General features: G+C 58.7%; 21 protein-coding genes and 1 pseudogene. 9 read left to right on the plus strand and 13 right to left on the minus strand.

Annotation, left to right across the window (positions count from 1 at the left end; genetic code table 11):
• Positions 1-51: 51 nt before the first annotated feature.
• The gene (locus I2D57_RS03015; RefSeq protein WP_215674850.1) at positions 52-1317 is read left to right on the plus strand and encodes an ATP-binding protein; all 1266 of its coding nucleotides are present in this window, start codon (positions 52-54) and stop codon (positions 1315-1317) included.
• Positions 1318-2120: 803 nt separating this feature from the next.
• On the opposite strand, the gene I2D57_RS10085 is transcribed toward I2D57_RS03015, so the two are convergent.
• Together I2D57_RS10085 and I2D57_RS10090 are read right to left on the minus strand one after the other, a co-directional pair.
• Positions 2121-2417, minus strand: coding sequence for an ATP-binding protein (locus I2D57_RS10085; RefSeq protein WP_411161252.1), 297 nt, complete (start codon positions 2415-2417; stop codon positions 2121-2123).
• A 62-nt stretch (positions 2418-2479) separates the two neighbouring features.
• Positions 2480-3274: pseudogene (locus I2D57_RS10090) on the minus strand (lantibiotic protection ABC transporter ATP-binding protein); the annotation flags it as partial.
• 779 nt (positions 3275-4053) lie between these two features.
• On the opposite strand from I2D57_RS10090, the gene I2D57_RS09855 reads away from it, so the two are divergent.
• Entirely contained in the window at positions 4054-4269 is a 216-nt protein-coding gene (locus I2D57_RS09855) for a hypothetical protein (RefSeq protein WP_229055593.1), read from the plus strand.
• Between the two features lie 258 nt (positions 4270-4527).
• Here the strand turns inward: I2D57_RS09855 and I2D57_RS03035 are convergent, their stop codons facing one another.
• From I2D57_RS03035 to I2D57_RS03045, 3 genes are all read right to left on the minus strand, one after another.
• Positions 4528-4704, minus strand: coding sequence for a DUF6019 family protein (locus I2D57_RS03035; protein ID WP_195361415.1), 177 nt, complete (start codon positions 4702-4704; stop codon positions 4528-4530).
• 277 nt (positions 4705-4981) lie between these two features.
• The gene (locus tag I2D57_RS03040; RefSeq protein ID WP_195361416.1) at positions 4982-5473 is read right to left on the minus strand and encodes a YjdF family protein; all 492 of its coding nucleotides are present in this window, start codon (positions 5471-5473) and stop codon (positions 4982-4984) included.
• Positions 5409-5870 (minus strand): PH domain-containing protein, encoded by a 462-nt coding sequence (locus tag I2D57_RS03045; protein ID WP_195361417.1) that lies wholly within the window; start codon positions 5868-5870, stop codon positions 5409-5411. Before I2D57_RS03045 ends, I2D57_RS03040 begins: the two co-directional genes overlap by 65 nt.
• A 391-nt stretch (positions 5871-6261) precedes the next feature.
• On the opposite strand from I2D57_RS03045, the gene I2D57_RS03050 reads away from it, so the two are divergent.
• Positions 6262-6462 (plus strand): hypothetical protein, encoded by a 201-nt coding sequence (locus I2D57_RS03050; protein WP_195361418.1) that lies wholly within the window; start codon positions 6262-6264, stop codon positions 6460-6462.
• Between the two features lie 914 nt (positions 6463-7376).
• Here I2D57_RS03050 and I2D57_RS03055 read toward each other — a convergent pair.
• The gene (locus I2D57_RS03055) at positions 7377-7817 is read right to left on the minus strand and encodes a MerR family transcriptional regulator (RefSeq protein WP_195361419.1); all 441 of its coding nucleotides are present in this window, start codon (positions 7815-7817) and stop codon (positions 7377-7379) included.
• A 268-nt stretch (positions 7818-8085) separates the two neighbouring features.
• On the opposite strand from I2D57_RS03055, the gene I2D57_RS03060 reads away from it, so the two are divergent.
• The gene (locus I2D57_RS03060; RefSeq protein WP_195361420.1) at positions 8086-8850 is read left to right on the plus strand and encodes a carboxymuconolactone decarboxylase family protein; all 765 of its coding nucleotides are present in this window, start codon (positions 8086-8088) and stop codon (positions 8848-8850) included.
• Between the two features lie 78 nt (positions 8851-8928).
• Here the strand turns inward: I2D57_RS03060 and I2D57_RS03065 are convergent, their stop codons facing one another.
• The 3 genes from I2D57_RS03065 to I2D57_RS03075 are packed head-to-tail and all read right to left on the minus strand — an operon-like array spanning position 8929 to position 11432.
• Positions 8929-9753, minus strand: coding sequence for an SIR2 family NAD-dependent protein deacylase (locus I2D57_RS03065; protein ID WP_195361421.1), 825 nt, complete (start codon positions 9751-9753; stop codon positions 8929-8931).
• 11 nt (positions 9754-9764) lie between these two features.
• Complete coding sequence (locus I2D57_RS03070) at positions 9765-10463, minus strand: SIR2 family NAD-dependent protein deacylase (RefSeq protein WP_195361422.1); 699 nt, start codon at positions 10461-10463, stop codon at positions 9765-9767.
• A gap of 3 nt (positions 10464-10466) precedes the next feature.
• Positions 10467-11432 (minus strand): SIR2 family NAD-dependent protein deacylase, encoded by a 966-nt coding sequence (locus I2D57_RS03075; RefSeq protein ID WP_195361423.1) that lies wholly within the window; start codon positions 11430-11432, stop codon positions 10467-10469.
• Between the two features lie 143 nt (positions 11433-11575).
• On the opposite strand from I2D57_RS03075, the gene I2D57_RS03080 reads away from it, so the two are divergent.
• Positions 11576-12133 (plus strand): TetR/AcrR family transcriptional regulator, encoded by a 558-nt coding sequence (locus tag I2D57_RS03080; protein WP_195361424.1) that lies wholly within the window; start codon positions 11576-11578, stop codon positions 12131-12133.
• Here I2D57_RS03080 and I2D57_RS03085 read toward each other — a convergent pair.
• Positions 12130-12483: a cupin domain-containing protein gene (locus tag I2D57_RS03085; RefSeq protein WP_195361425.1), complete on the minus strand. Its 354-nt coding sequence runs from the start codon at positions 12481-12483 to the stop codon at positions 12130-12132. The two genes, I2D57_RS03080 and I2D57_RS03085, sit on opposite strands and share 4 nt — an antisense overlap.
• Positions 12484-12610: 127 nt before the next feature.
• On the opposite strand from I2D57_RS03085, the gene I2D57_RS03090 reads away from it, so the two are divergent.
• The gene (locus I2D57_RS03090; RefSeq protein WP_229055594.1) at positions 12611-12961 is read left to right on the plus strand and encodes a winged helix-turn-helix transcriptional regulator; all 351 of its coding nucleotides are present in this window, start codon (positions 12611-12613) and stop codon (positions 12959-12961) included.
• A 99-nt stretch (positions 12962-13060) separates the two neighbouring features.
• A complete protein-coding gene (locus tag I2D57_RS03095; protein WP_195361426.1) occupies positions 13061-13591 on the plus strand; it encodes a flavodoxin family protein in 531 nt (176 codons plus the stop codon).
• Positions 13592-13694: 103 nt separating this feature from the next.
• On the opposite strand, the gene I2D57_RS03100 is transcribed toward I2D57_RS03095, so the two are convergent.
• Both I2D57_RS03100 and I2D57_RS03105 read right to left on the minus strand, forming a co-directional pair.
• Positions 13695-15935, minus strand: coding sequence for a DNA gyrase subunit A (locus tag I2D57_RS03100; protein WP_195361427.1), 2241 nt, complete (start codon positions 15933-15935; stop codon positions 13695-13697).
• A gap of 45 nt (positions 15936-15980) precedes the next feature.
• Complete coding sequence (locus I2D57_RS03105; RefSeq protein WP_195361428.1) at positions 15981-17978, minus strand: DNA gyrase/topoisomerase IV subunit B; 1998 nt, start codon at positions 17976-17978, stop codon at positions 15981-15983.
• Positions 17979-18297: 319 nt separating this feature from the next.
• On the opposite strand from I2D57_RS03105, the gene I2D57_RS03110 reads away from it, so the two are divergent.
• Together I2D57_RS03110 and I2D57_RS03115 are read left to right on the plus strand one after the other, a co-directional pair.
• The gene (locus I2D57_RS03110; protein WP_195361429.1) at positions 18298-18528 is read left to right on the plus strand and encodes a helix-turn-helix transcriptional regulator; all 231 of its coding nucleotides are present in this window, start codon (positions 18298-18300) and stop codon (positions 18526-18528) included.
• A 9-nt stretch (positions 18529-18537) separates the two neighbouring features.
• Positions 18538-19122 (plus strand): hypothetical protein, encoded by a 585-nt coding sequence (locus tag I2D57_RS03115; RefSeq protein WP_195361430.1) that lies wholly within the window; start codon positions 18538-18540, stop codon positions 19120-19122.
• A gap of 89 nt (positions 19123-19211) precedes the next feature.
• On the opposite strand, the gene I2D57_RS03120 is transcribed toward I2D57_RS03115, so the two are convergent.
• Positions 19212-19394: an LPXTG cell wall anchor domain-containing protein gene (locus tag I2D57_RS03120; RefSeq protein ID WP_229055595.1), complete on the minus strand. Its 183-nt coding sequence runs from the start codon at positions 19392-19394 to the stop codon at positions 19212-19214.
• Between the last annotated feature and the right edge of the window lie 72 nt (positions 19395-19466).

Genomic DNA, 19466 nt, shown 5'->3' on the forward strand with positions numbered 1-19466 from the left:
AGTTATGATACTCCTAAAAGTGTAACCAGATTCGAGTTTTAGGAGTAGCTCTTGAAGTGCAGCAGGCTCAGGAACCGTGGCAGGTACCTCGAGGAGGCAATGCTCTTCCGTGACACCGACCTCATCAAGGTGATTACGGGCGTGCGCAGGTGTGGCAAGTCGAGCCTTCTCGACCTTATCAGGATAACCATCGAGTCCGAGGGGGTCGCTGGCCGCGGTTTTGTGAGCGTCAACCTGGAAAGCAAGGGTGCGGGCATCAAGACGGAAGACCAGCTTTACGATCGCATTCGCGGGTGCCTGTCGGACAAGGGGCGCACCTACGTCTTCATAGACGAGCCCCAGAGAATCGATGGCTGGCAGGATGCGGTCAATGCGATGAGGGTCGACTTCGATTGCGACATCTACCTCACGGGCTCGAACGCGTATCTTCTCTCGAGCGAGCTGGCCACCTATCTGTCCGGGCGCTACGTAGAGGTAAAGATGCTGCCCCTGTCCTTCTCCGAGTTCGCTGACTTCTGCGGGATCGAGTTTGCATCGGGAAGGTCGGTGGCTCTCACCCCTGAGGGGGACCCCGTTCTCTTTGACGATATGCTTACTCGTTACCTTGAGTACGGGGGCATGCCAGCCATTGCATCCCTATCGACGACCCAGGCGCAGCACTCGGCGTACATGTCCGGAGTCTACGAGGCTATCGCCGTGCGCGATATCGTCAACCGCGAGCGCGGGAAGGGCAAAAGCGCGGTGACCGACCCTTCTCTGCTGCGCTATGTGGCCGAATTCCTGGCGGACAACATCGGCAACGAGTGCTCGTCGAACCGAATCGCCGGCGCGTTAACTTCTGCGGGGTCGAAGACCACGAACAAGACCGTTTCCTCGTACGTGGGTGCGCTCGAGGAGGCCTTCCTGTTCTATCGTGCCACGCGTTACGATCTGCACGGCAAGGCGCTCCTCAAGACGAATCCGAAGGAGTACATCGTCGACACCGGCTTCAGGACCTGGATGGCCGGCTATAGGGTCACGGATACTGGGCGCCTGTTCGAGAACGCCGTGTATCTCCAGCTGCTCTACGAAGGATGGAGCGTGCACGTGGGCAAGCTCTATGGCAAGGAGGTTGACTTCGTCGCGACGAAGGACGGGCGCGTGCTCTACGTGCAGGTGACTGACGAGATGTTCGCAAGCGAGACCAGGGAACGCGAGATCGCCCCTCTGAAGTCGATACGAGACAACCACGAGAAGATTGTGGTCGTGAGGCAGGGTTCCTACGACACGGACATCGATGGCATTCGCATCGTGGGCGCGAGGGACTTTTTCCTCTAGGGCCATGAAATTCATCGCGAAGCAATCAGGTCAAGTCGGGAACAATGTCTGACATCGTGTGGCGATAGCATCGTGCGCGCGATGTCAGTTTTGGCTTCAAGATGGGTAAAACCGCACGGCGCACTGGCTGCCACGTCGGTCACGGATGAACTCATGAGATAGCCACCTGGCACGATTCCTCTTTGCGATCAATAGTTGAAACTTATGACCTGCGGTTTTGCGAACGGCTCGAAAGTCACCCTCGTTAATTCACTTACGATTGCAGCTGGCGGCTTGCAAGCTAAAGGGCGGCTGAGTTTCAAAACGGGCATTTTCGGCGCTATCGAGCCTCCAAAGGCGGCCAATCGCGGCCTTTGGGACAAAAACAAAAACTCAACGTCCTGAGTTTGAAAATAGTTTTTGAAGTTGTCCCAGCTTTTGTCCCCGAGGCCGACGAAACGCGACATGGCGTTACCTGGCGGCACTCGGTTCGAGACGGCACCGAAAACTGGGCGCAACTGGAATGATGGGACGGCAGAACTGAAGCCATCGAGTGGGAATAAGCCGATAGGGCTTTGACCTGCTCTTTTGAATGCTGTACTGTGCTCCAGAGTTTCGTTTCGTACGAGAGTCACGGTAAAGTCACCAACGACATTGGTGAGTAAATACGGTAATCTGGCCTCCGTTCCCGCGTTGGGACGGAGGCTTTTTCTTTGCCGTTTTACTCCCTTTCACCTGCGGTTTCGCGATTTACTCCCCGTGTTTCAAGATGGAAGCGTTTGGTTGCGAGGCACGCCGGTGCGAGGGCCTGAGTCGTTAGACCCTCACAGGGGGACCGCGATGGTGGCCACCGCGCCGCCCGAGGGGCTGTTGGCGAGCGAGACGGAGCCCCCGTGGGCGCTCGCGGCCTCGGAGGCGGCGTGGAGGCCGAGCCCGTAGTGGCGGCCTCCGTCGCGCGAGGAGCGGGATGAGTCGTCTGTGAAGAGGCGCTCGCAGCCGCGTTCGAGGGCGGCGGGAGAGAAGCCCGGTCCGTCGTCGGCGACCTCGATGACGAGGTGCCCGCCCGCGACGTCGCAGGAGACCGCCACGCGCGAGCGCGCGTGCTCGGCGGCGTTGGCCACGAGGTTCGCGGCGGCTCGCGCCAGGGCGGTTCGATCGAGCGGGGCCTCGGGCGCGCATCCTCGTAGGCGAGGCGCCCCCCGCAGATGATGCCGATGGTGTCCGCCATCTGCTGCACCTCGGAGAGGATGTGGCTCGAGACGATCACCGTCGTGCCCGCCGCCGCGAAGCCGCGGATCTGGTCGCGCAGCTCCTCGATGCCGATGGGGTCGAGGCCGTTGGTGGGCTCGTCGAGCACGAGCAGGCGTGGCCGGGCGATCAACGCCAGCGCGAGTCCCAGGCGTTGCCGCATGCCCATCGAGAAGCGCCCGGCGCGCTTCTTCCCGGTGTCCGCGAGGCCCACGGCGGCGAGCACCTCATCTACGCGGCTCTCGGGAAGGCCCAGCAGCGTGGTGCGCACGCGCAGGTTCTCGCGCGCGGTGAGGTTGGGGTAGAGCGGCGCCTCCTCGATGAGACTGCCGATTGCGTAGAGGTCCTCGCGGTGCCAGGCGTGCCCGGCAAAGAGGATCTCCCCGGCCGTCGGGCGCAGCATCCCGCAGATCATCTTGAGCGTTGTCGACTTGCCAGCGCCGTTGGGGCCGAGCAGCCCGTACACCTCGCCCTCGCGGATATGAAGGCTCACGTCGGCCACGGCATCCTGCGCCTGGTCGCCACGGCCGAAGCGCTTGGTGAGCCCGCGCGTCTCGAGCATGTAACCCATGGGTTCGTCCTTTCTCTTCCGGGCGCGCGGGCCGAGTCGCCGTGCCCGCGCGCCTTGCCTTTCGGGTTCACCATCCATGGTGGGGCGCGTTTCTAACGAAGCCGTAACGGCCGTTGGGCTCTTTTGGCGCCAGCCCTTCTCGACCCGCACGCCTCTCATGGTATTTTTTCGTGATAATAAGGACGGAGGTGCCCGTGGCACGCAATAAGTACCCGGAGGAGGCGGTCGAGAAGATTCTCGATGTTGCCGAGCGGCTCCTCGTGGAGCGCGGCTACGAGCACACCATGATGATCTGAAGAGCAATACGCTAAATCGAAAAAGGTAATCGAAGCCGCGCCTGTGGACTTATCGAGGGTCGAGATTCCCGCCCCATCCATCGGCACCCAGCAGAAGGTCATCGACATCCTCGACCGCTTCGACACCCTAACGAAATCGCTCACCGACGGTAGGATAAACCCCCATAACTATATGAATTGACCTGCTGACTCCAATGAAGATTGGAGGGTAACTGCCAGGGGTGACGGCCCAGCGAGTGTTATTTTGCGAGCTAGGCGCATCGAAAGCGACCTTTCGTGGTATAAACTACTTGCCGGAAGCCGCGGCTTTCAGAGTACGGCTTACGTGTACGTTTAACCTCCGTGGGCGACGGGGTGCCGCAAGGCGTAGAATATCGCCCACCTGTAGGGGCCTGCAGCGATGCGGGCCCCGCTTCGCATTTTTGAACGCCGCGCGCCCCAAATACCCGAGAAGCAGGCCATAAGGCGCGGCGGCGCGCTCGTGCCCGCGCGCAGCCATCTCCATCAGCGTCTACGGTGCGCTACAACATCACGGGCAAACCGCCTAACAAGCCGAGCATCCTGATCGTTCCGTCTATGAGCTACGTTGCCGTACGGGGCAAGGGCGATTCCAATGCCGAAGGCGGCGCGTAGCAGAATGCATTGCCACTGCTCTACGACGTCGCATATACCATCAAGATGTCGAAGAGGGGCCCGCCGCGGGAAATCGAGGGCTATTTCGACTTCGTCGTGCCGCCGCTCGAGGGCTTCTGGTGGCAAGACCGCGCCGATGGCGAGATTGATTATGCGCGGAAGAACGACTTCAACTTCATCTCGTGCATCCGTCTGCCCGATTCCGCCACTCGCGATCTTGAGTAGCCTGGCCGAGTTAATGAGATTAGCTCTTGGGTCCCCGCGGCGCGGAGTTTTGATACCCCCAAAAGTGTAACTAGATTCGAGCTTTAGGAGTATTTCTTGAAAGGCGATAGGTTGAAGTGTCGCAATAGATACCTCGAGGAGGCGATGCTCTTTCGTAACGCTGACTTCTCCAATGTGATTGCGGGCGCGCGAGGATCAAAGCGCAGTGGCCTACCTCTCTCTGGGCCACGCTTTACAACTTGCACGGTAAGGCGCTTCTCAAAACCCAAGTTCTTTCAAGTCTTTTTCGTTTTGGATATCTTCAGCGGTATGCTTGCCAGTGATAGCACCGTAGGCTTCTTTTATGCCATTTTTCACCGCCCATTTGATAACGAAATACAGTGCAATCAAAATAATGATTGCCGTTCCTGCACTTATGCCTAATTCATTCCACATGATTCAGTCCTCATAATTCCGATTTTTTGCTCATTTTTAGTCTACGAATTATGACTTGCTCCTGTGGCGTTGTCTAGGACAATCGCACCCATCATCCCTGAGCAGTTGCAATGAAAACCAGCATTCGCCGTTATGATCTAGCGGCCTCGTATTCAAGATGCATATATCGAATACGAGTGAGATGGGGGTCGACTGTTGACGAACGGTGCAATAGATAGCGGTGTCGGTTTCAAACGGAACTGACACCGCTTCTGTGTAAGGTTTGCCGTAATGGCGATCAATGCCCGCGATGCTTCTGCTTGCGCCTTAACTTTCGCTGCTCGAAGCGCGTCTCCGCCTCATCCGCGCGACGCTGACTTCTTGCTTGAGCCGACTCCCGCTTCATCGCTTCCCGCTGTGCCGCGAGCGCCTGTTGTGCCTTGGTGCTCACCGCGGGCCGTTTAAGGGCTTTCGCTGCCTCGCGAGCGCGCCGCTTGGGGTTCTTCGCGGGCTTGCTCGCCTCGGTCGAATCGTGATCGAAGAACGAGAGCTTCGCCCATTTGTTGACGACGAATCGCAGGATCTCCTCAGTGGACGGTTCTGCGCCGAAGACGATGCGGGCGACGCCGTATCTGCCGTCCTCGACATGCTCCGCCAGCCCGACCCAAAATTGGCCGTCGTGATATGACGATGAGCAGCAAGTCGCTGATAGCCGCCCTGCGAAGCTAGTTGCCTTGTTCGCAGTCGGGCCGCAGGCCGCACCTACGCTCGAGCTCTGCCATGAGGGCATCGTTGTCGGTCACCGAGACGATGGCGTCGCCGTCGTAGGGCGCCTTGATATAGACGCGGTCGAGCGAGTTGGCCGTCCCCGCCCAGAGCGTCCTGGTGCGCCGGACGCCCCGCACGTGGGCGTAGGGTATCACCGAACGCATCCCAGCGTACACGACGACGAGGCGGTCGCCGTAGAGCTCGAGGCGGTTGCTGCGGACGGGAAGGGCGGCCAGGGCCACGAGGGCCGGGACGGGCAGCAGCGCGAGCCAGCCCCATAGGAGCGCGGGACTCGAGCTCAGGAAACACGCGATACACGCCGCGGATAAACCGCCCGCCACAATCACCATGGCCGCTATGAACCACGGGTCTGTCCTGCCGGGAAACACCCGCTCCGGCCGCTCGCTCCTCTCACCCATTACGGCCTCCCTCCCGACGCCCTCCCTGGCGGAGCGTGGGGCCGGAGAGTGCCTTGAACCCGTCGCCGACCATCTCGCTCCCCGTTCCGTGGGCCATCTGTAGTGGTGTGTACCCCCGACTGTTCGACGGATGTCGTACTATTAGACTTTTTTCGAACTTTTTTAAGACGTGCACGGCAAGATCGAGCAGATTGTCCGCGCGAGAGGCATCCCGCCGCAGCGCCCGGTCTCGGGTTCGATGCATCGACGTCCGTCTCAGGTGGTGTCTCCGCTGCGCGGCATTGCAGGGGGCAAAGTCGAGATGCCATGGGGCGCGCCGAGGCTTTGCCCGCGGGGCGAAGATTCTAGGGGTCCGACGTGGCCCGGAGGGGAGACGGACATGTAAGCGCTTATGACCGAGGAGCTGGCCGAGTGTCTGCCGTCGCTGTACGCGACCGAGGGAGGGACGCTCGCCCTCGACCTCGCAAGCCCGGAAGGCGAGGGTTACCTTGACCTTTGGTGCTCGCTCACCATCAACCTCTCGGGCGGCCCCTTCGCCTCCACGTGGCGCATTCACGCTTGTGCCCGGCATCATGGGCATGGGCGTCGCTAAGTCGCCCACTGTGGCGCAAGCCCCTGTCGGCTCAACGTTCGACGAGATAAACCGCATGTTCTCAAAGCTCGGCTTTATCGATTACAATTCACGCCTCGCGCAAGGGCCGTTCTACTCCCCAAACCTAATCTGCCTGTCGCACGTCTCGAGGCGACGGGGCGGCGCCTTCTCGCGTGAGTCGATTCCCGTTTTACTGATGCGTCCCAACATGCCCTTACGCATGTTGGGACGCCGCTTTCGAAACTTCAAAACCATTCGATTTCCGAAACTGAGTGGGAATAAGTTATCGGTACGCTTTTTTATAAAATGTAAAAAAGCACCCCCATAACTGATGAAATGGACGCTGAGAAAAAGGGGTGCATCTTGCGTATATACCGACGTGAAGATCTACCTCTATCTTGCATCGCGCGGGTACGAGCTTTCTGTGGGCCGTATTGGGAAGCTCGAGTGTGACTTCATCGCTCGTAGGCGCAATGCTTACGCCTATATCCAGGTCTCTATGTCGATTGCCGACAGAGGCGTCGAGGAGCGCGAGTACAGGCCGTTCGGCCACATCAGGGATGGGTATCCGCGTTACTTGTTCACGCTTGATCCTCTATTGCAGGAGAGGGGTGGCGTCAGGCACCTTAACATGGCGTCGTTTATGCAAGATGGCGGTGATCTTATTTGAGTGGTGGCCAGATTCCTTTGCTTCCTAGTGCGCAAACAGCGCGGTATCAAATGATGATCATTGCCTCACGTAGAATCGACAGATTGAGAACTTGTTTTGATGTTGACAGGCTTTTGGCCAGTGGCTCCTATTGTCGAGTGGGAATAGCGGAAATAATAGCCTCCGGACCTTTGGTTCGGAGGTTTTCTTTTTCGTTCTGTTCGGAAAGAGCTCCTTGCCGGAGCCCCATGGATAGCGAACGGCTTTATCGAGCGTGCGCGTTCTCGTAGGCGCCTTTGATTTCTTCCGGCAAATTGTCGGGAATCAGCGCCTTCACTCTATCCTCGCTGCCATCTTGAATCGCCTGCTCGTAGTACCAGCATTTGAACTTCAACATGTCCAGGGCACGGTTCATCTTCGCGATCTCCGACTCCATGTGGGCCTTCCGTTCCTCGAACATAGCCTTGCGCTTGGGATAAGTGGACGGGCCCTCCGCGCACCATTCCATGAACAGCCGGATTTCCTTGATCTCCATTCCCGCCTTCTTCAGGCATTCGATGACTCGAAGCGCCTCGAGTTCCGTATCGCCGAATCGGCGAATGCCGGACGTCCGCTCCAGCCCCGGGAACAATCCCTGCTTGTCGTAATACCGCAGCGTGGAAACGGGCAAACCGAACATCTCCGCCACCTGTCCGATTGTGTACATGGTTCCTCCGGATAAATCTCGAATTCACTCCTTGACCTAAAGTCAGGTTTAGGTATTACCTTCATTTTCGTCAATATAAATCGGTAGCGCAAGGGGTGGTCCGTAATGGACAAAACGGTATTCGCCGGCGGCGTGAACGGTGTGGGCGATATCGTCGGGCATCCCGTTCTAGAGTGGGCGCAACGAATGGGCATGGAAATCTAGGCGGGCTACTTGGTCGCGCGGAGACAGATTCGTGTCCAGAACCATCGATAGGAGGAAATCGATCATGGCAATTAAGCAGACGGCGGGTAGAGATGCCCTGGGGGGCTTCGCCCCCAAATTCGCACAGCTCAACGACGATGTGCTGTTCGACGAGGTGTGGAGCCGAGAGGGCGAGCTCTCCCTGCGGGACCGTAGCATCGTGACGGTGGTGGCCCTGATGGCGCAGGGCCTGACGGACTCTTCGTTCCAATATCATCTGATGTCCGCAAAGAACAATGGCGTGACCAGGACGGAGATAGCGGAAATCCTTACACATGCGGCGTTTTACGCAGGATGGCCCAAGGCGTGGGCGGCCTTTCGCATGGCGAAGGAGGTCTGGGCGGATAGCGATGCTGCTGATGCAAGAGCTAAGCACCAAAACGAGATGGCCTTTCCTATCGGCGCCCCCAACGACGCATTTGCGAAGTACTTTATCGGGCAAAGCTACCTCGCGCCCCTTTCCACCAATCAGGTCGGCGTCTACAACGTGACGTTCGAGCCCGGCTGCCGCAACAACTGGCACATCCATCACGCCAAAAGCGGCGGCGGACAGATCCTTGTCTGCGTGGCTGGTCGAGGGTTTTACCAGGAATGGGGTAAACCGGCACAGGAGCTGCGCCCTGGCGATGTAGTAAATATTCCCGCGGGCGTAAAGCATTGGCACGGAGCCGCGCCCGACAGCTGGTTCTCCCATCTCGCGCTGGAGGTTCCGGGCGAGGAGACCTCCAACGAGTGGTTGGAGCCCGTGGACGACGAGGAATACCTTACAGCGGCTGACAAGGAGGCTTAAACTTTGACACCCGAATCAGAGCCATCGCTTCTATGGGCGTGATGTCCGGGCTGATGAAAGCGCAAAAGCCTCGCCACGTTACTCGTCTCCCACCCGCGCCACCGAGAGCAGGGTGCGCAAGTCGGCCTGGATCGCCTCTGCTTTGCTTCCGAGCTGCAGCGGAGCCGAGTCGCCCGAGATGTTTACGCTCAGCAGGTGCGCATCCGGCAGCTTTGCGGTCATGCTCCAGAATGGGAGCGTGATGATACCGGGGGTCATTTCGCCCACGCCAAGTTCCAGCAACAGCACGCGGCAATCGCTGCGCTCGCGCACGAAGCGCTCATATCGTTCGATACTCTCGCGCCATGCCGCGCCCTGCAGAAATGTGTCGTCGCGCACCCACGGCACAAGCTGCCAGCCGCAATGCGGGCAGCGGGGAACGTCCTCGCTGCGTACCTCAAACCTCTCCATCCCGGCAATCATGCGCTCAACGTAGGGGCTCGCGTCGAAGAGCTCGTCGCAGCATGGCTGCTTGCACTGAAGGTATGCGAAGCTCCCCTGGTAGTTGCAGGTCCTCTCGGCGGGGAAGGCCTTTTCGACCTGGGTGTCCACATTGGTGCTCAGGATGAAGTAATCCTTATGGCCGATGAGGGACCGCAGGTCGAGATAGGGTTGTGAGGCCGGCTCGCGCAGCATGAAATCGATGTATCGCGCGTAGTAGGCCCATTGCTGCTCGAGGCTGGGGTAGAGGTGATAGAAGCCGTCGAAAAGGCTCTTGAAGCCAAAGGCTTTCTGCCAGTCCGCCATTCCGGCACACGTCATGCCCGCATGGTTGTAATGGTTGAACCCGGCGGCGCTCGACATACCCGAGCCGATGCCGACGATGATGGCGTCGGCATCGTCGATGAGGCTTCGAAGCCTCATCGCTTCTCTTTCTAGAGGTGGCATCGAACGATCTCCTCGAAAGCCGGGGTCATATCGCCGTCAACGAGAATTGTCTCGCACGAAGCGTCGGGCGTCAGAGCCTGACTGTAGTTGAACACGATGTAGGTGGCGTGTTCGCAGGCGTTCGCGACCCGAGCGAGCATGCGCTTTATGACGCCGTTGCGCAGCCCCACGCCAAGTTCGAGGATGGCAACCTTGTGGTTGCGATGCGCTTGCACAAGGTGCGCGAGATCTTCGAGCTGCGCCATGGCGAGGGCATCTGGGTGGGCGAGACGCTGCTCGTCAATCGACGTGCACGTACTCCCCTCCGTCTCGAGCACGTGGTTCTCGTTGAACCCTGCGCGTGCGAAGTGCCCGTCAATATTGCATGTGATCACGAAGGTATCAGCGTGCTCCGTAAGATGCCGCAGCCCGTTCATGATTGGGCCGGGCTCATACTCGACATACTCCTTTTGATGGAATCGATCGGCCCATCGGCGTCGCACGTTTGCATCCGGAGAGGTGAGCCCCTGCAGTATGCAGCCGATGCCATCAGCCTGGGCGAGGTCTCCGTACGCTTCTTGGAAATGAGCATCGGCGTAGAAGAGGTTGAGCCCCTCTGCCATGTCGAGCCCGTTGCTGGCGCCGATGATGATAAGATCCGCCTCGGCAAGTGCCTGGCCGATACGAACCGCTTTTACCGTTTCCATGCGCTACCTACCCAGCGTCTTGCGCACGTCGGCGAGCACGTCGGCGATATCGGCACGAACGGCGAGCCCCCGATCCTCGATTGCACGGGGGAGAAACTGCGTCCTGTTGTTCACGGCGATGTAGCCAGCCTGCGGCAACTGCGCCGTGAGGGCCCAGAACGGCTCCTGGATAAACGCAGGCGTCATGCGGCCCACGCCCAGCTCGAGGAAAAGGATCCTCTGCCGCGCGTGCGCGTCGAGCCAGTCGGACACCTTGCGGTACTGCTCCTCGTAGAGCTCGCCCTGCAGGAAGTTGCCGTAGCCGCGAACCCAAGGGAACGCCTCTGCCCCGCAGTGCGGGCAGCGTGGCACGAATTCTGTCGGAACCTCAAGGCCGTCTCCCATGGCCTCTACCATGCGGGAGACCGGCTCGACCGCGTCCCACACCTCGCCGGTGCAACAGTGGGAGCACTGGAAGAAGCGGTGATCGCCTTGGATCTCTGCTACCTTCTCCCAAGGGTAGATTTTCATGAACTGCGTGTCCTGGTTGGTGGTGAGAACGAAGAAGTCTTTCTCGGTAAGAATGGCGTCGAGATCTTTGTAGGGCTCGCGCAGCGGGGCGTTGAGCGTGGTGTCGAGGAAGGTGGCAAGGTAGCCCCAGCGCGACTCGGCGGTGGGCCAGCGGTAGGACGACCCTTCAAAAGCGCCCCTGAAACCGTAGCGCTCGGCGAATTTGCCGAAATGCCTGCGATAGGTCGCGTTGTCTTCGTAGTAGAAGTCGCCGCCGCCCGCCGCGGAGAGCCCAGAGGCCCCGCCTACAAGCACGCAATCGGCTTCATCGATCATGCGGGCAAACGTTTCGATTTGCTGGTCGTAGCGCTCGGGCTCGCGGGCACTCAGTTCATAGGGCGTGCCGCCGGTGCGGTAGGCGGCCTGATGGGAAAACGATTGGTTGGTGAGTTCGATAACGAGCCGCTCGTATAGAGTCACTTGATACTCTCTTTCAACTACAATGAACAGGTGTCTATAAAAAGTATCAGTGTTGATTTGCGTCAGAGCAATGAACAGTTTCAAGCTGCTGTCGATAAACGAGCGGCTTCTGGATATTGTTGAGCGCTGCAATTGGAGGGGCCATGGAATCGGGGAAGATCGATCGTCGCCGACGCTATACGCTTTCGGTCATACGGGAGGCGTTCTTTGCGCTGCTGGCCGAGGTCGGCTTCGCGAAGATGACGGTGGCGGATATTTGCCGCTGTGCCGATATCAACCGCGGCACGTTCTATTTGCACTACGAGGACAAGTTCGCGCTGCTTGATGCACTTATCGACGAGGCCCTGGCGGCGGCGCCCCCGCTTGAGGGAACGGAGGCGGAGGCTCTCTGCCAGCGCCCGCCGGCAAACGATGACTATTATCTGCTCTACTCGGATGACGATGCATACGCCCGGGTGGCACAGCGCGTCGTCGAGCGCGGCGCTGAGCAGATGGTTCCCTCGATCATGGAGGAGACCGGGCTCTCGCGCGAGGACGCCTATCTGCTCTTCGTTCACAACGTCCAGGGAAATCTCGCGGTCAACCGCCTGCTCGGTTGGAGGCGAGGGCCCGAGTTCGCCCACGCCCAGGAGCTGCTCAGCACCTATTCCGAAGGGGGCATGCGGGCGGTATCGGCCCCTTGCACACCGATCGCGAATTAGAACATGATAGCGTCGTCGGCTGTGAAGGCATCAAGGGATCCCTGCTTGACCTGAATGCAGACGTATGTGATGCCCGAGTCGGATGCGGCGCGGAACTGACGGTGTGCGGCGGGGGAAATGCGCAGCCAGTCGCCGGCTGCAAGCTCGATTTCCTCACCGTCGATCGTGACCGAGCCCGCGCCCTCGAGCACGCCATAGATCTCCTCGTTTTCCTTGTGTGCATGGACGAACGGGACGCCAGCGCCGGCGGGAAGATTGTTGACACTCACCTCTGCCCCGGTAAGTCCGAGCACTTCGTGCAGCTCGACACGGCTCTCATTGCCGATGTGGGTCTTTGCATAATTAGCCATAATGGTTCCTCTCTTTGGGTTGATTTACCTTGCAGGCATCTCCTGCGTGAGTTATATTCAACGCGAAGGCGCATGCAAATACGAGTACGCACATATTTGTAACTGCGTACTTTTTTGTGAAACCGGTATGGTCAAGGAGGTTGGGTCTCCCGTGGTGGCGAAAGAGGAGCTTCCGGAGTGTCCGGTCGCAACGGCGGTAGCGCTCATTGGCGGCAAGTGGAAGCTGCTCATTATCCGTAACTTGCGCGTACGCCCCTGGCGTTTCAACGAGTTGCGCCGCGACCTTGAGGGGATCTCTCAGAAGGTGCTTACCGACAGCCTGCGGCAGATGGAGGATGATGGGCTGGTCTTTCGCCACGACTATGGCGAGAATCCTCCCCGCGTTGAGTATGGCCTTACCGAGCTCGGCCGCCAGATGATGCCCGTCGTGGACTCGCTGGCAGACTTCGGCGCTTATTACAAGACGGTCGTTTCGTAGCGGACGCGCTGCTTAGGGGGCGGAGAACCGCTACGAGGGTGCTAACGAAAACCTGTCCCGAATCATCGTGCGCCTGCGGCATGAAGAAGGGAGATTCTTATGAATATCGTTGTATTGAGCGGCAGCCCGCGCAAGGGCGCCAATACCGACACCATGGTCGAGGCGTTTGCCGAGACCGCGCGCGAGGGCGGCAATACGGTCGAGGTCATCCGCGTTGCCGGCAAAAAGATCGCCGGCTGCCTGGGATGCCAGTACTGCTTTGCCCATGAGGGCACCTGCGTGCAAAAGGACGACATGGCCGGCGTGATCGAGTCGCTGAAAGACGCCGACATGGTTGTCTTCGCTTCGCCCATCTACTGGTTTGATATCACTGCGCAGGAGAAAGCTGCCATTGACCGCCTGTACGCCTTCGGTGCTACAGGCTTCCCGTTCACCAAGACGGCCCTTTTACTCGATAGTCACAGTGAGGGCGTCTATGATGCGGCGATCGCTATGTACAAGTCAACCTGCGCGTACTGCAAGTGGGAGGACCTGGGCATTGTCACCATCAGCGGTATGACCGAGCGCGATAGCATGGCATCGTCGCCCAAGTTGGAAGAGGTGCGAGAGCTCGCTCGCAAGCTTGCCTAGCGCGCATTTCCAATAACGAACAAGGCCCGAAAGGTTCATTTGAACCATTCGGGCCTTGCTGCGTTTCAAGGGAGCTGGGCTGTCGAAACCGGCCAGACGGCTGTTAATCAAACAGGCTCGGCATGTCGTTTTCTTTCATGAGGGCACCGGCTGAGGGGAGGCTCTGCGCGGTGAACTTCTCGGCCGAGACACCGGCGCCAAGAATCTCCTCGGTTGTGCCGACAGTGGTGACCGAGCGGCCCTTCTTGGCCGTAAAGGCCTGGACGCCCTGCGTGTTGGTGGTCGTCTTGGTCTTGAGCAACGACGTGTTGAAGTTCATCAGGCGGTAGTCGCTCGAGACCAGCGCGATGTCGCGATCTTCCTTGAGCACCTGGGCATACTGCAGCTTGCTGCCGCCATAGATGGCGTTCTTGAGGCGCTTGCGGTTGGTCTTGGTGACGTATCCAGAAAGCGCGACGCGCACCACGCGGCCGTTCTCAAAGACGAATAGCACGTCGGCCTTGTAGTCCTCGGGGTCGATGACCCAGATGACGCTCTCGTCGGGTTCCATCTCAAGATCGGTCGGCAGGTACGAGCCCAGCTGGGCCGACTTGGTGTCCTCAAACGCTGCGACCTTGCACTTGTACACCTGGCTCTTGTTGGTAAAGACCAGCAGCTCGTGGGTGTTGGAGGACGGGAACTCGATAAAGGGTCTGTCGCCGTCCTTGTACTTGAGCGTGGTCGCCTTCTTGAGCACGCGGTCCGTCATCTTCTTAAGGTAGCCGTCGCGCGAGAGCATGATGGTGACCGGGTACTCCTCGACCTCGGGCTCCAAGCTTACCTCGATAACCTCATGGGGTTCGATTCTGCCCGTGCGGCGCGGCATCACGTACTTCTTGTTGACCGCGGCCAGCTCGTCGCTGATGACCTTCTTGATGTTCTCCTCGCTGGAGAGGATCTCCTCAAGCTCGGCAATCTCGCCCTCAAGCTTGGCAATGTCCTTGGTGCGGTTGAGGATGTACTCCTCGTTGATGTTGCGGAGCTTAAGCTCGGCAACAAACTCGGCCTGGGTCTCGTCGATGTCGAAACCCTTCATAAGGTTGGGCACGACCTCGGCCTCGAGCTTGGTGCCGCGGATGATGGCGATCGCCTTGTCGATGTCGAGCAGAATCGCCTCGAGGCCGTGCAGCAGGTGCAGGCGCTCGGACTTTTTGCCCAGGTCAAAGTTAATGCGTCGACGCGTGGACTCAATACGCCACTTGACCCACTCGTGCAAGATCTGGCGCACGCCCATAACGCGGGGGTAGCCGTCGACCAGCACGTTGAAGTTGCACGAGAACGAGTCTTGCAGCGTGGTCGAGCGATAAAGCTTCGCCATGAGCTTGTCGGGGTCGACACCGCGCTTAAGGTCGATGGCGATGCGCAAACCCGAGAGGTCGGTTTCGTCGCGGATGTCAGCAATCTCCTTGACCTTGCCCTCTTTGGAGAGCTTAACGATGCGCTCGATAATGACATCGGTCTTGGTGGTGTAGGGGATCTCGTAGACCTCGATGATGCGCTCTTCGGGAATCCAACGCCAGCGGGAGCGAATCTGGAAGCTGCCAAGGCCGGTCTCGACGATCTTCTCCATCTCCTCGCGGCGATAGATAATCTCGCCGCCGGTCGAGAAGTCGGGCATGGGCATGTACTCGAGCAGGTCGCAGTCGGGATCCTGCAGGTAGTGCATCGTGGCGGTGCAGACCTCGTTGAGGTTGAAACCGCAGATGTCGGACGCCATGGCGACGCCGATGCCCTTGTTGGCCGAGACGAGGATGTTGGGGAACGTGGTGGGCAGCAGACGCGGCTCCTTCATGGCGCCGTCGTAGCTGTCGACGAAGTCGACCGGGTCCTTGTCGATGTCCTTGAAGATCTCGGCGCTGATGGGGGAGAGCTTGGCCTCGGTATAACGCGAGGCGGCGTAGCTCAGATCGCCCGAATAGTACTTGCCAAAGTTGCCCTTCGACTCCACGAAGGGGGCGAGCAGCGCCTCGTTGCCGGTTGCCAGACGCACCATCGTCTCGTAGATCGCGGCATCGCCGTGCGGGTTGAGCTTCATGGTCTGGCCCACGATGTTGGCGCTCTTCTGGCGCTCGCCCTTGAGCAGACCCATCTTGTACATGGTGTAGAGCAGCTTGCGGTGCGAGGGCTTAAAGCCGTCGATCTCGGGGAACGCACGCGAGACGTTGACGCTCATGGCGTAGGGCATGTAGTTGACCTCGAGCGTCTGCGTGATCGGCTGGTCGGTGACCTCGGAGTGCAGGCCGATGACGTTCTCGGCGTTAACCTGCTTTTTCTTTGGCTGGTTCTTCGTCTTCTTCTTTGCCACGATATCCTCTTGAACTTCTTATGGGCCGTCGTTATCGATTTACTGCTACTGCAGGTCCAGCTGGTCCAGGTATTCCTTGCCGTGCTCGGAGATATGGCGCTTGCGGCCTGCCTCGTCGTTGCCCAGCAAAAGGTTGAACATAGTTTCCATCTTGGCGACGTCCTCGGGCTCCACCTTGATCAGGCGACGCGTCTCGGGGTTCATGGTGGTGAGCCACATCATGTCCGGATCGTTCTCACCAAGACCCTTGGAGCGGTTGATGGAACACTTCTGGTCGCCGATCTCTTTGAGGATGCCGTTCTTCTCGAGCTCGGTGTAGGCAAAGTAGGTCTTCTCTTTGCAGTTGATCTCGTAGAGCGGCGACTCGGCGATATACACGTAACCCTCGTCGATAAGTGTGGGCACCAGGCGGTAGAGCATGGTGAGTATGAGCGTGCGGATGTGATAACCGTCGACGTCGGCGTCCGTACAGATGATGACCTTGTTCCAGTTGAGGTTGTCCAGGTTGAAGGCGCCAAGGTTCTTGATGCGCTTGTCCTTGATCTCCACGCCGCAGCCCAGCACGCGCATAAGGTCCATGATGATGTCGGACTTAAAGATGCGCGGATAGTCCTCCTTCAGGCAGTTGAGGATTTTGCCGCGGACGGGCATAACACCCTGGAACTCGGCATCGCGCGAGGTGCGAATGGCGCCTGCTGCCGAGTCGCCCTCTACGATGTAGATCTCGCGACGGCTCTTGTCCTTGGAGCGGCAGTCGATGAACTTCTGCACGCGGTTGGCCATGTCGGTCTTCTGCTGCAGGTTGGTCTTGATGCTCTGACGCGTCTTCTCGGCGTTCTCGCGCGAGCGCTTGTTGATGAGCACCTGTTCCATGATCTTATTGGCGGCGTCCTTGTTCTCGATCAGGTAGGTCGAGAGGCGCTCCTTAAAGAAGGCAGTCATGGCCTGCTGGATAAAGCGGTTGTTGATGGCTTTCTTAGTCTGGTTTTCGTAGGACGTCTGGGTAGAGAAGCAGTTGGTCACCAGTACCAGGCAGTCCTGGACATCCTGCCACTTAATGCCGCTCTCGTTTTTGTTGTATTTGCCCTGTTGCTTAATGTAGGCATCGATGGCGCTGGTCAAAGCGCTGCGAGCGGCCTTCTCGGGCGAACCGCCATTCTCGAGCCACGATGAGTTGTGGTAGTACTCCTGCATCATGAAGGTGCGCGAGAAGCACATGCACGCGGTGATCTTTACGTTGTAGTCGGGCAGGTCCTCGCGGTCGCGACCGCGACGGTCGGCCTCGATAAAGAAAGGCTCGGTAAGGTAGTCGGTACCGACCTTCTCGAGCACATAGTCCTCGATGCCCTTGGGATAGCAAAAGTCCTCTTCGGAAAACTCGCCATCGTCGCCCTCAATGCGCAGGCGGAAGGTCACGTTGGCGTTGACCACGGCCTGACGACGCATGGTCTCGCGATACCAATCGTGGGGAATGCTGATGGAGGTAAAGACCTCAAGATCGGGGCGCCACTTGATGGTGGTGCCGGTGCGGTTCTCGTCGCTGGGCTCAATCTCGAGTGCCTTCTTTTTGGCGCCGACGACCTTGCCCTTCTTAAAGTGCAGGGAGTACTTATTGCCGTCGCGCCAAACCGTGACATCCATGTACTCGGAGGCGTACTGGGTCGCGCACGAGCCCAGGCCGTTGGTACCGAGCGAGAAGTCGTAGTCGCCGCCCTGGTTGTTGTTGTACTTGCCGCCGGCATAGAGCTCGCAAAAGACGAGTTCCCAGTTAAAGCGCTTCTCGGAGGGGTTCCAGTCGAGAGGGCAGCCGCGGCCATTGTCCTCTACCTGGATAGAGCCATCGCGAAAGGCGGTAAGGGTGATGAGCTTGCCGTAGCCCTGGCGCGCCTCGTCAACGGCGTTGGACAGGATCTCGAAGGCGGCATGCGCGCAGCCATCGAGTCCGTCCGAGCCAAAGATGACGGCGGGGCGCAGGCGTACGCGCTCCTCGTCCTTGAGCTGGCGGATACTGTCGTTACCATAGTTTGCGGTGTTTTTTGCCATACTCGCTCTCTCGGTGCTCCTTTGCTGCGTTTAAGTCATATAGATAGTCAAGGTAGCATAGCCCAACCCACAGACGATTCCACCCAACACGAAATCCATCGAACAATCGTTCGGAATTTGGTGGAACAGCGTTTACTCGGACAAATCCGAGTCGGTTCTGTCCGAGTAAGTTTGAATAGCGAATCGAAATTGCTATGTCCGCATAGCGATGGCGGATATGGTTTCCGTAATGACAGATATAGTTGACATTGGCTGATAGATGCAATATATATGTGTCATGTTGCAACGGATATCTGTCCATTACTACGAAAGGAACTCCATGCCGGGCAAAAAGAACCTACGCATGAAGGCGGCGCGCGCGGCGGTTGGCCTTTCGCAAGCTGACTTGGCCGAGGCCGTGGGCGTTACGCGCCAGACCATCGGCCTGATCGAGGCGGGCGGCTACAACCCCACGCTCAATTTGTGCGTGTCAATCTGTAAAGCGCTACGCGTTACGTTGAACGACTTGTTTTGGGAAGACGAGAGCGACGTCGACCCTGACGCTCTTTAGGAGTTCGCTATGAAATTTGAAGATTTAAAACTCGTGCAAAAGTGGCGTGAATATGCCGGCCCAAAGGATGAGCGCCTGGAGGCTGAGAGCGCGAAGATCTACAAGATTGGTTTCGTGCTGCTTTCGTTTGGCATGTTGATGATCTTTTTCTACCAGTTTATAGCTCGACAGGTTGCGTGGGTTCACAGCGACGCCAGTGAAATGCCGCATGGCTTTGCAACGCCGTTCGAGGCAGCCATGTATTTGTGGCTCGTTCTCGTGATGTTGATTTGCGCAGGACTGCAAACGCGGAAGGGCTATGTCGATACCAATCGTTTTGGGCAAACCGAGTATCTTCCTGTTGGATATTTCCTGCTTCTCAGCGGTCTTAGCGGCGCCGCGTTCGCGCTTGTTATTGCCGCAATGCGCTGTATCGCTGAGGCGCAGATCGTGCCGCTCGAAAGCGTCTTTTGGTTGGCGAACCTGGCCACGGGCGTGTTCTGCGGCGCGACGATTTTCGCGGCCACGTTTGCTGTCCTGTGCGCAACGTTTTTCACGGCGAAAAGACGCCGTGCCAAGCTCGAGGCAGAACTCGACTCCACTGACGATATCTAATGCGTAATGGGCTGGCTCTGGGTATCCAGAACCAGCCCATTTGATGTTCGATGAGCCGAGTCGGTGTCTCTCGCAAAGGCAACTGAGAGCTAGTGAGGCTTATCAGAATTGACCTCATCGGCGGTGTCGTTTTCGAGCGCCGTGCGACGGGCGCTGTAGGCGACAAGGCCGGCGCCGGCTGCGGCGAGTGCTGCTGCGGCTGCTGTCAGGGGGACGTTGCTGTCGCCCGTGCCCGCAAGCGCGCCCGCTTTTCCGGGGCGCTTGTTATTCAAGACTTTAGTCTGCTGGCCGCGCAGCGGCCAGCTTTAAACCACCCGCTACGCGGGTGGAGACAAACGGCTTTA

It is taken from the genome of Collinsella aerofaciens (assembly GCF_015553355.1).
Taxonomy (GTDB): domain Bacteria; phylum Actinomycetota; class Coriobacteriia; order Coriobacteriales; family Coriobacteriaceae; genus Collinsella; species Collinsella aerofaciens_V.

Bases quoted from the DNA above. Each gene is read 5' to 3' on its own strand.
- I2D57_RS03045 (WP_195361417.1), bottom strand. From the start codon at position 5,870: ATGGGTGAGAGGAGCGAGCGGCCGGAGCGGGTGTTTCCCGGCAGGACA.
- I2D57_RS03070 (WP_195361422.1), bottom strand. From the start codon at position 10,463: ATGGAAACGGTAAAAGCGGTTCGTATCGGCCAGGCACTTGCCGAGGCG.
- I2D57_RS03105 (WP_195361428.1), bottom strand. From the start codon at position 17,978: ATGGCAAAAAACACCGCAAACTATGGTAACGACAGTATCCGCCAGCTC.
- I2D57_RS03060 (WP_195361420.1), top strand. From the start codon at position 8,086: ATGGCAATTAAGCAGACGGCGGGTAGAGATGCCCTGGGGGGCTTCGCC.
- I2D57_RS03040 (WP_195361416.1), bottom strand. From the start codon at position 5,473: ATGCCCTCATGGCAGAGCTCGAGCGTAGGTGCGGCCTGCGGCCCGACT.
- I2D57_RS03090 (WP_229055594.1), top strand. From the start codon at position 12,611: ATGGTCAAGGAGGTTGGGTCTCCCGTGGTGGCGAAAGAGGAGCTTCCG.
- I2D57_RS03065 (WP_195361421.1), bottom strand. From the start codon at position 9,753: ATGAGGCTTCGAAGCCTCATCGACGATGCCGACGCCATCATCGTCGGC.
- I2D57_RS03035 (WP_195361415.1), bottom strand. From the start codon at position 4,704: ATGTGGAATGAATTAGGCATAAGTGCAGGAACGGCAATCATTATTTTG.
- I2D57_RS03080 (WP_195361424.1), top strand. From the start codon at position 11,576: ATGGAATCGGGGAAGATCGATCGTCGCCGACGCTATACGCTTTCGGTC.
- I2D57_RS03110 (WP_195361429.1), top strand. From the start codon at position 18,298: ATGCCGGGCAAAAAGAACCTACGCATGAAGGCGGCGCGCGCGGCGGTT.
- I2D57_RS03095 (WP_195361426.1), top strand. From the start codon at position 13,061: ATGAATATCGTTGTATTGAGCGGCAGCCCGCGCAAGGGCGCCAATACC.
- I2D57_RS03055 (WP_195361419.1), bottom strand. From the start codon at position 7,817: ATGTACACAATCGGACAGGTGGCGGAGATGTTCGGTTTGCCCGTTTCC.
- I2D57_RS03115 (WP_195361430.1), top strand. From the start codon at position 18,538: ATGAAATTTGAAGATTTAAAACTCGTGCAAAAGTGGCGTGAATATGCC.
- I2D57_RS03050 (WP_195361418.1), top strand. From the start codon at position 6,262: ATGACCGAGGAGCTGGCCGAGTGTCTGCCGTCGCTGTACGCGACCGAG.
- I2D57_RS03085 (WP_195361425.1), bottom strand. From the start codon at position 12,483: ATGGCTAATTATGCAAAGACCCACATCGGCAATGAGAGCCGTGTCGAG.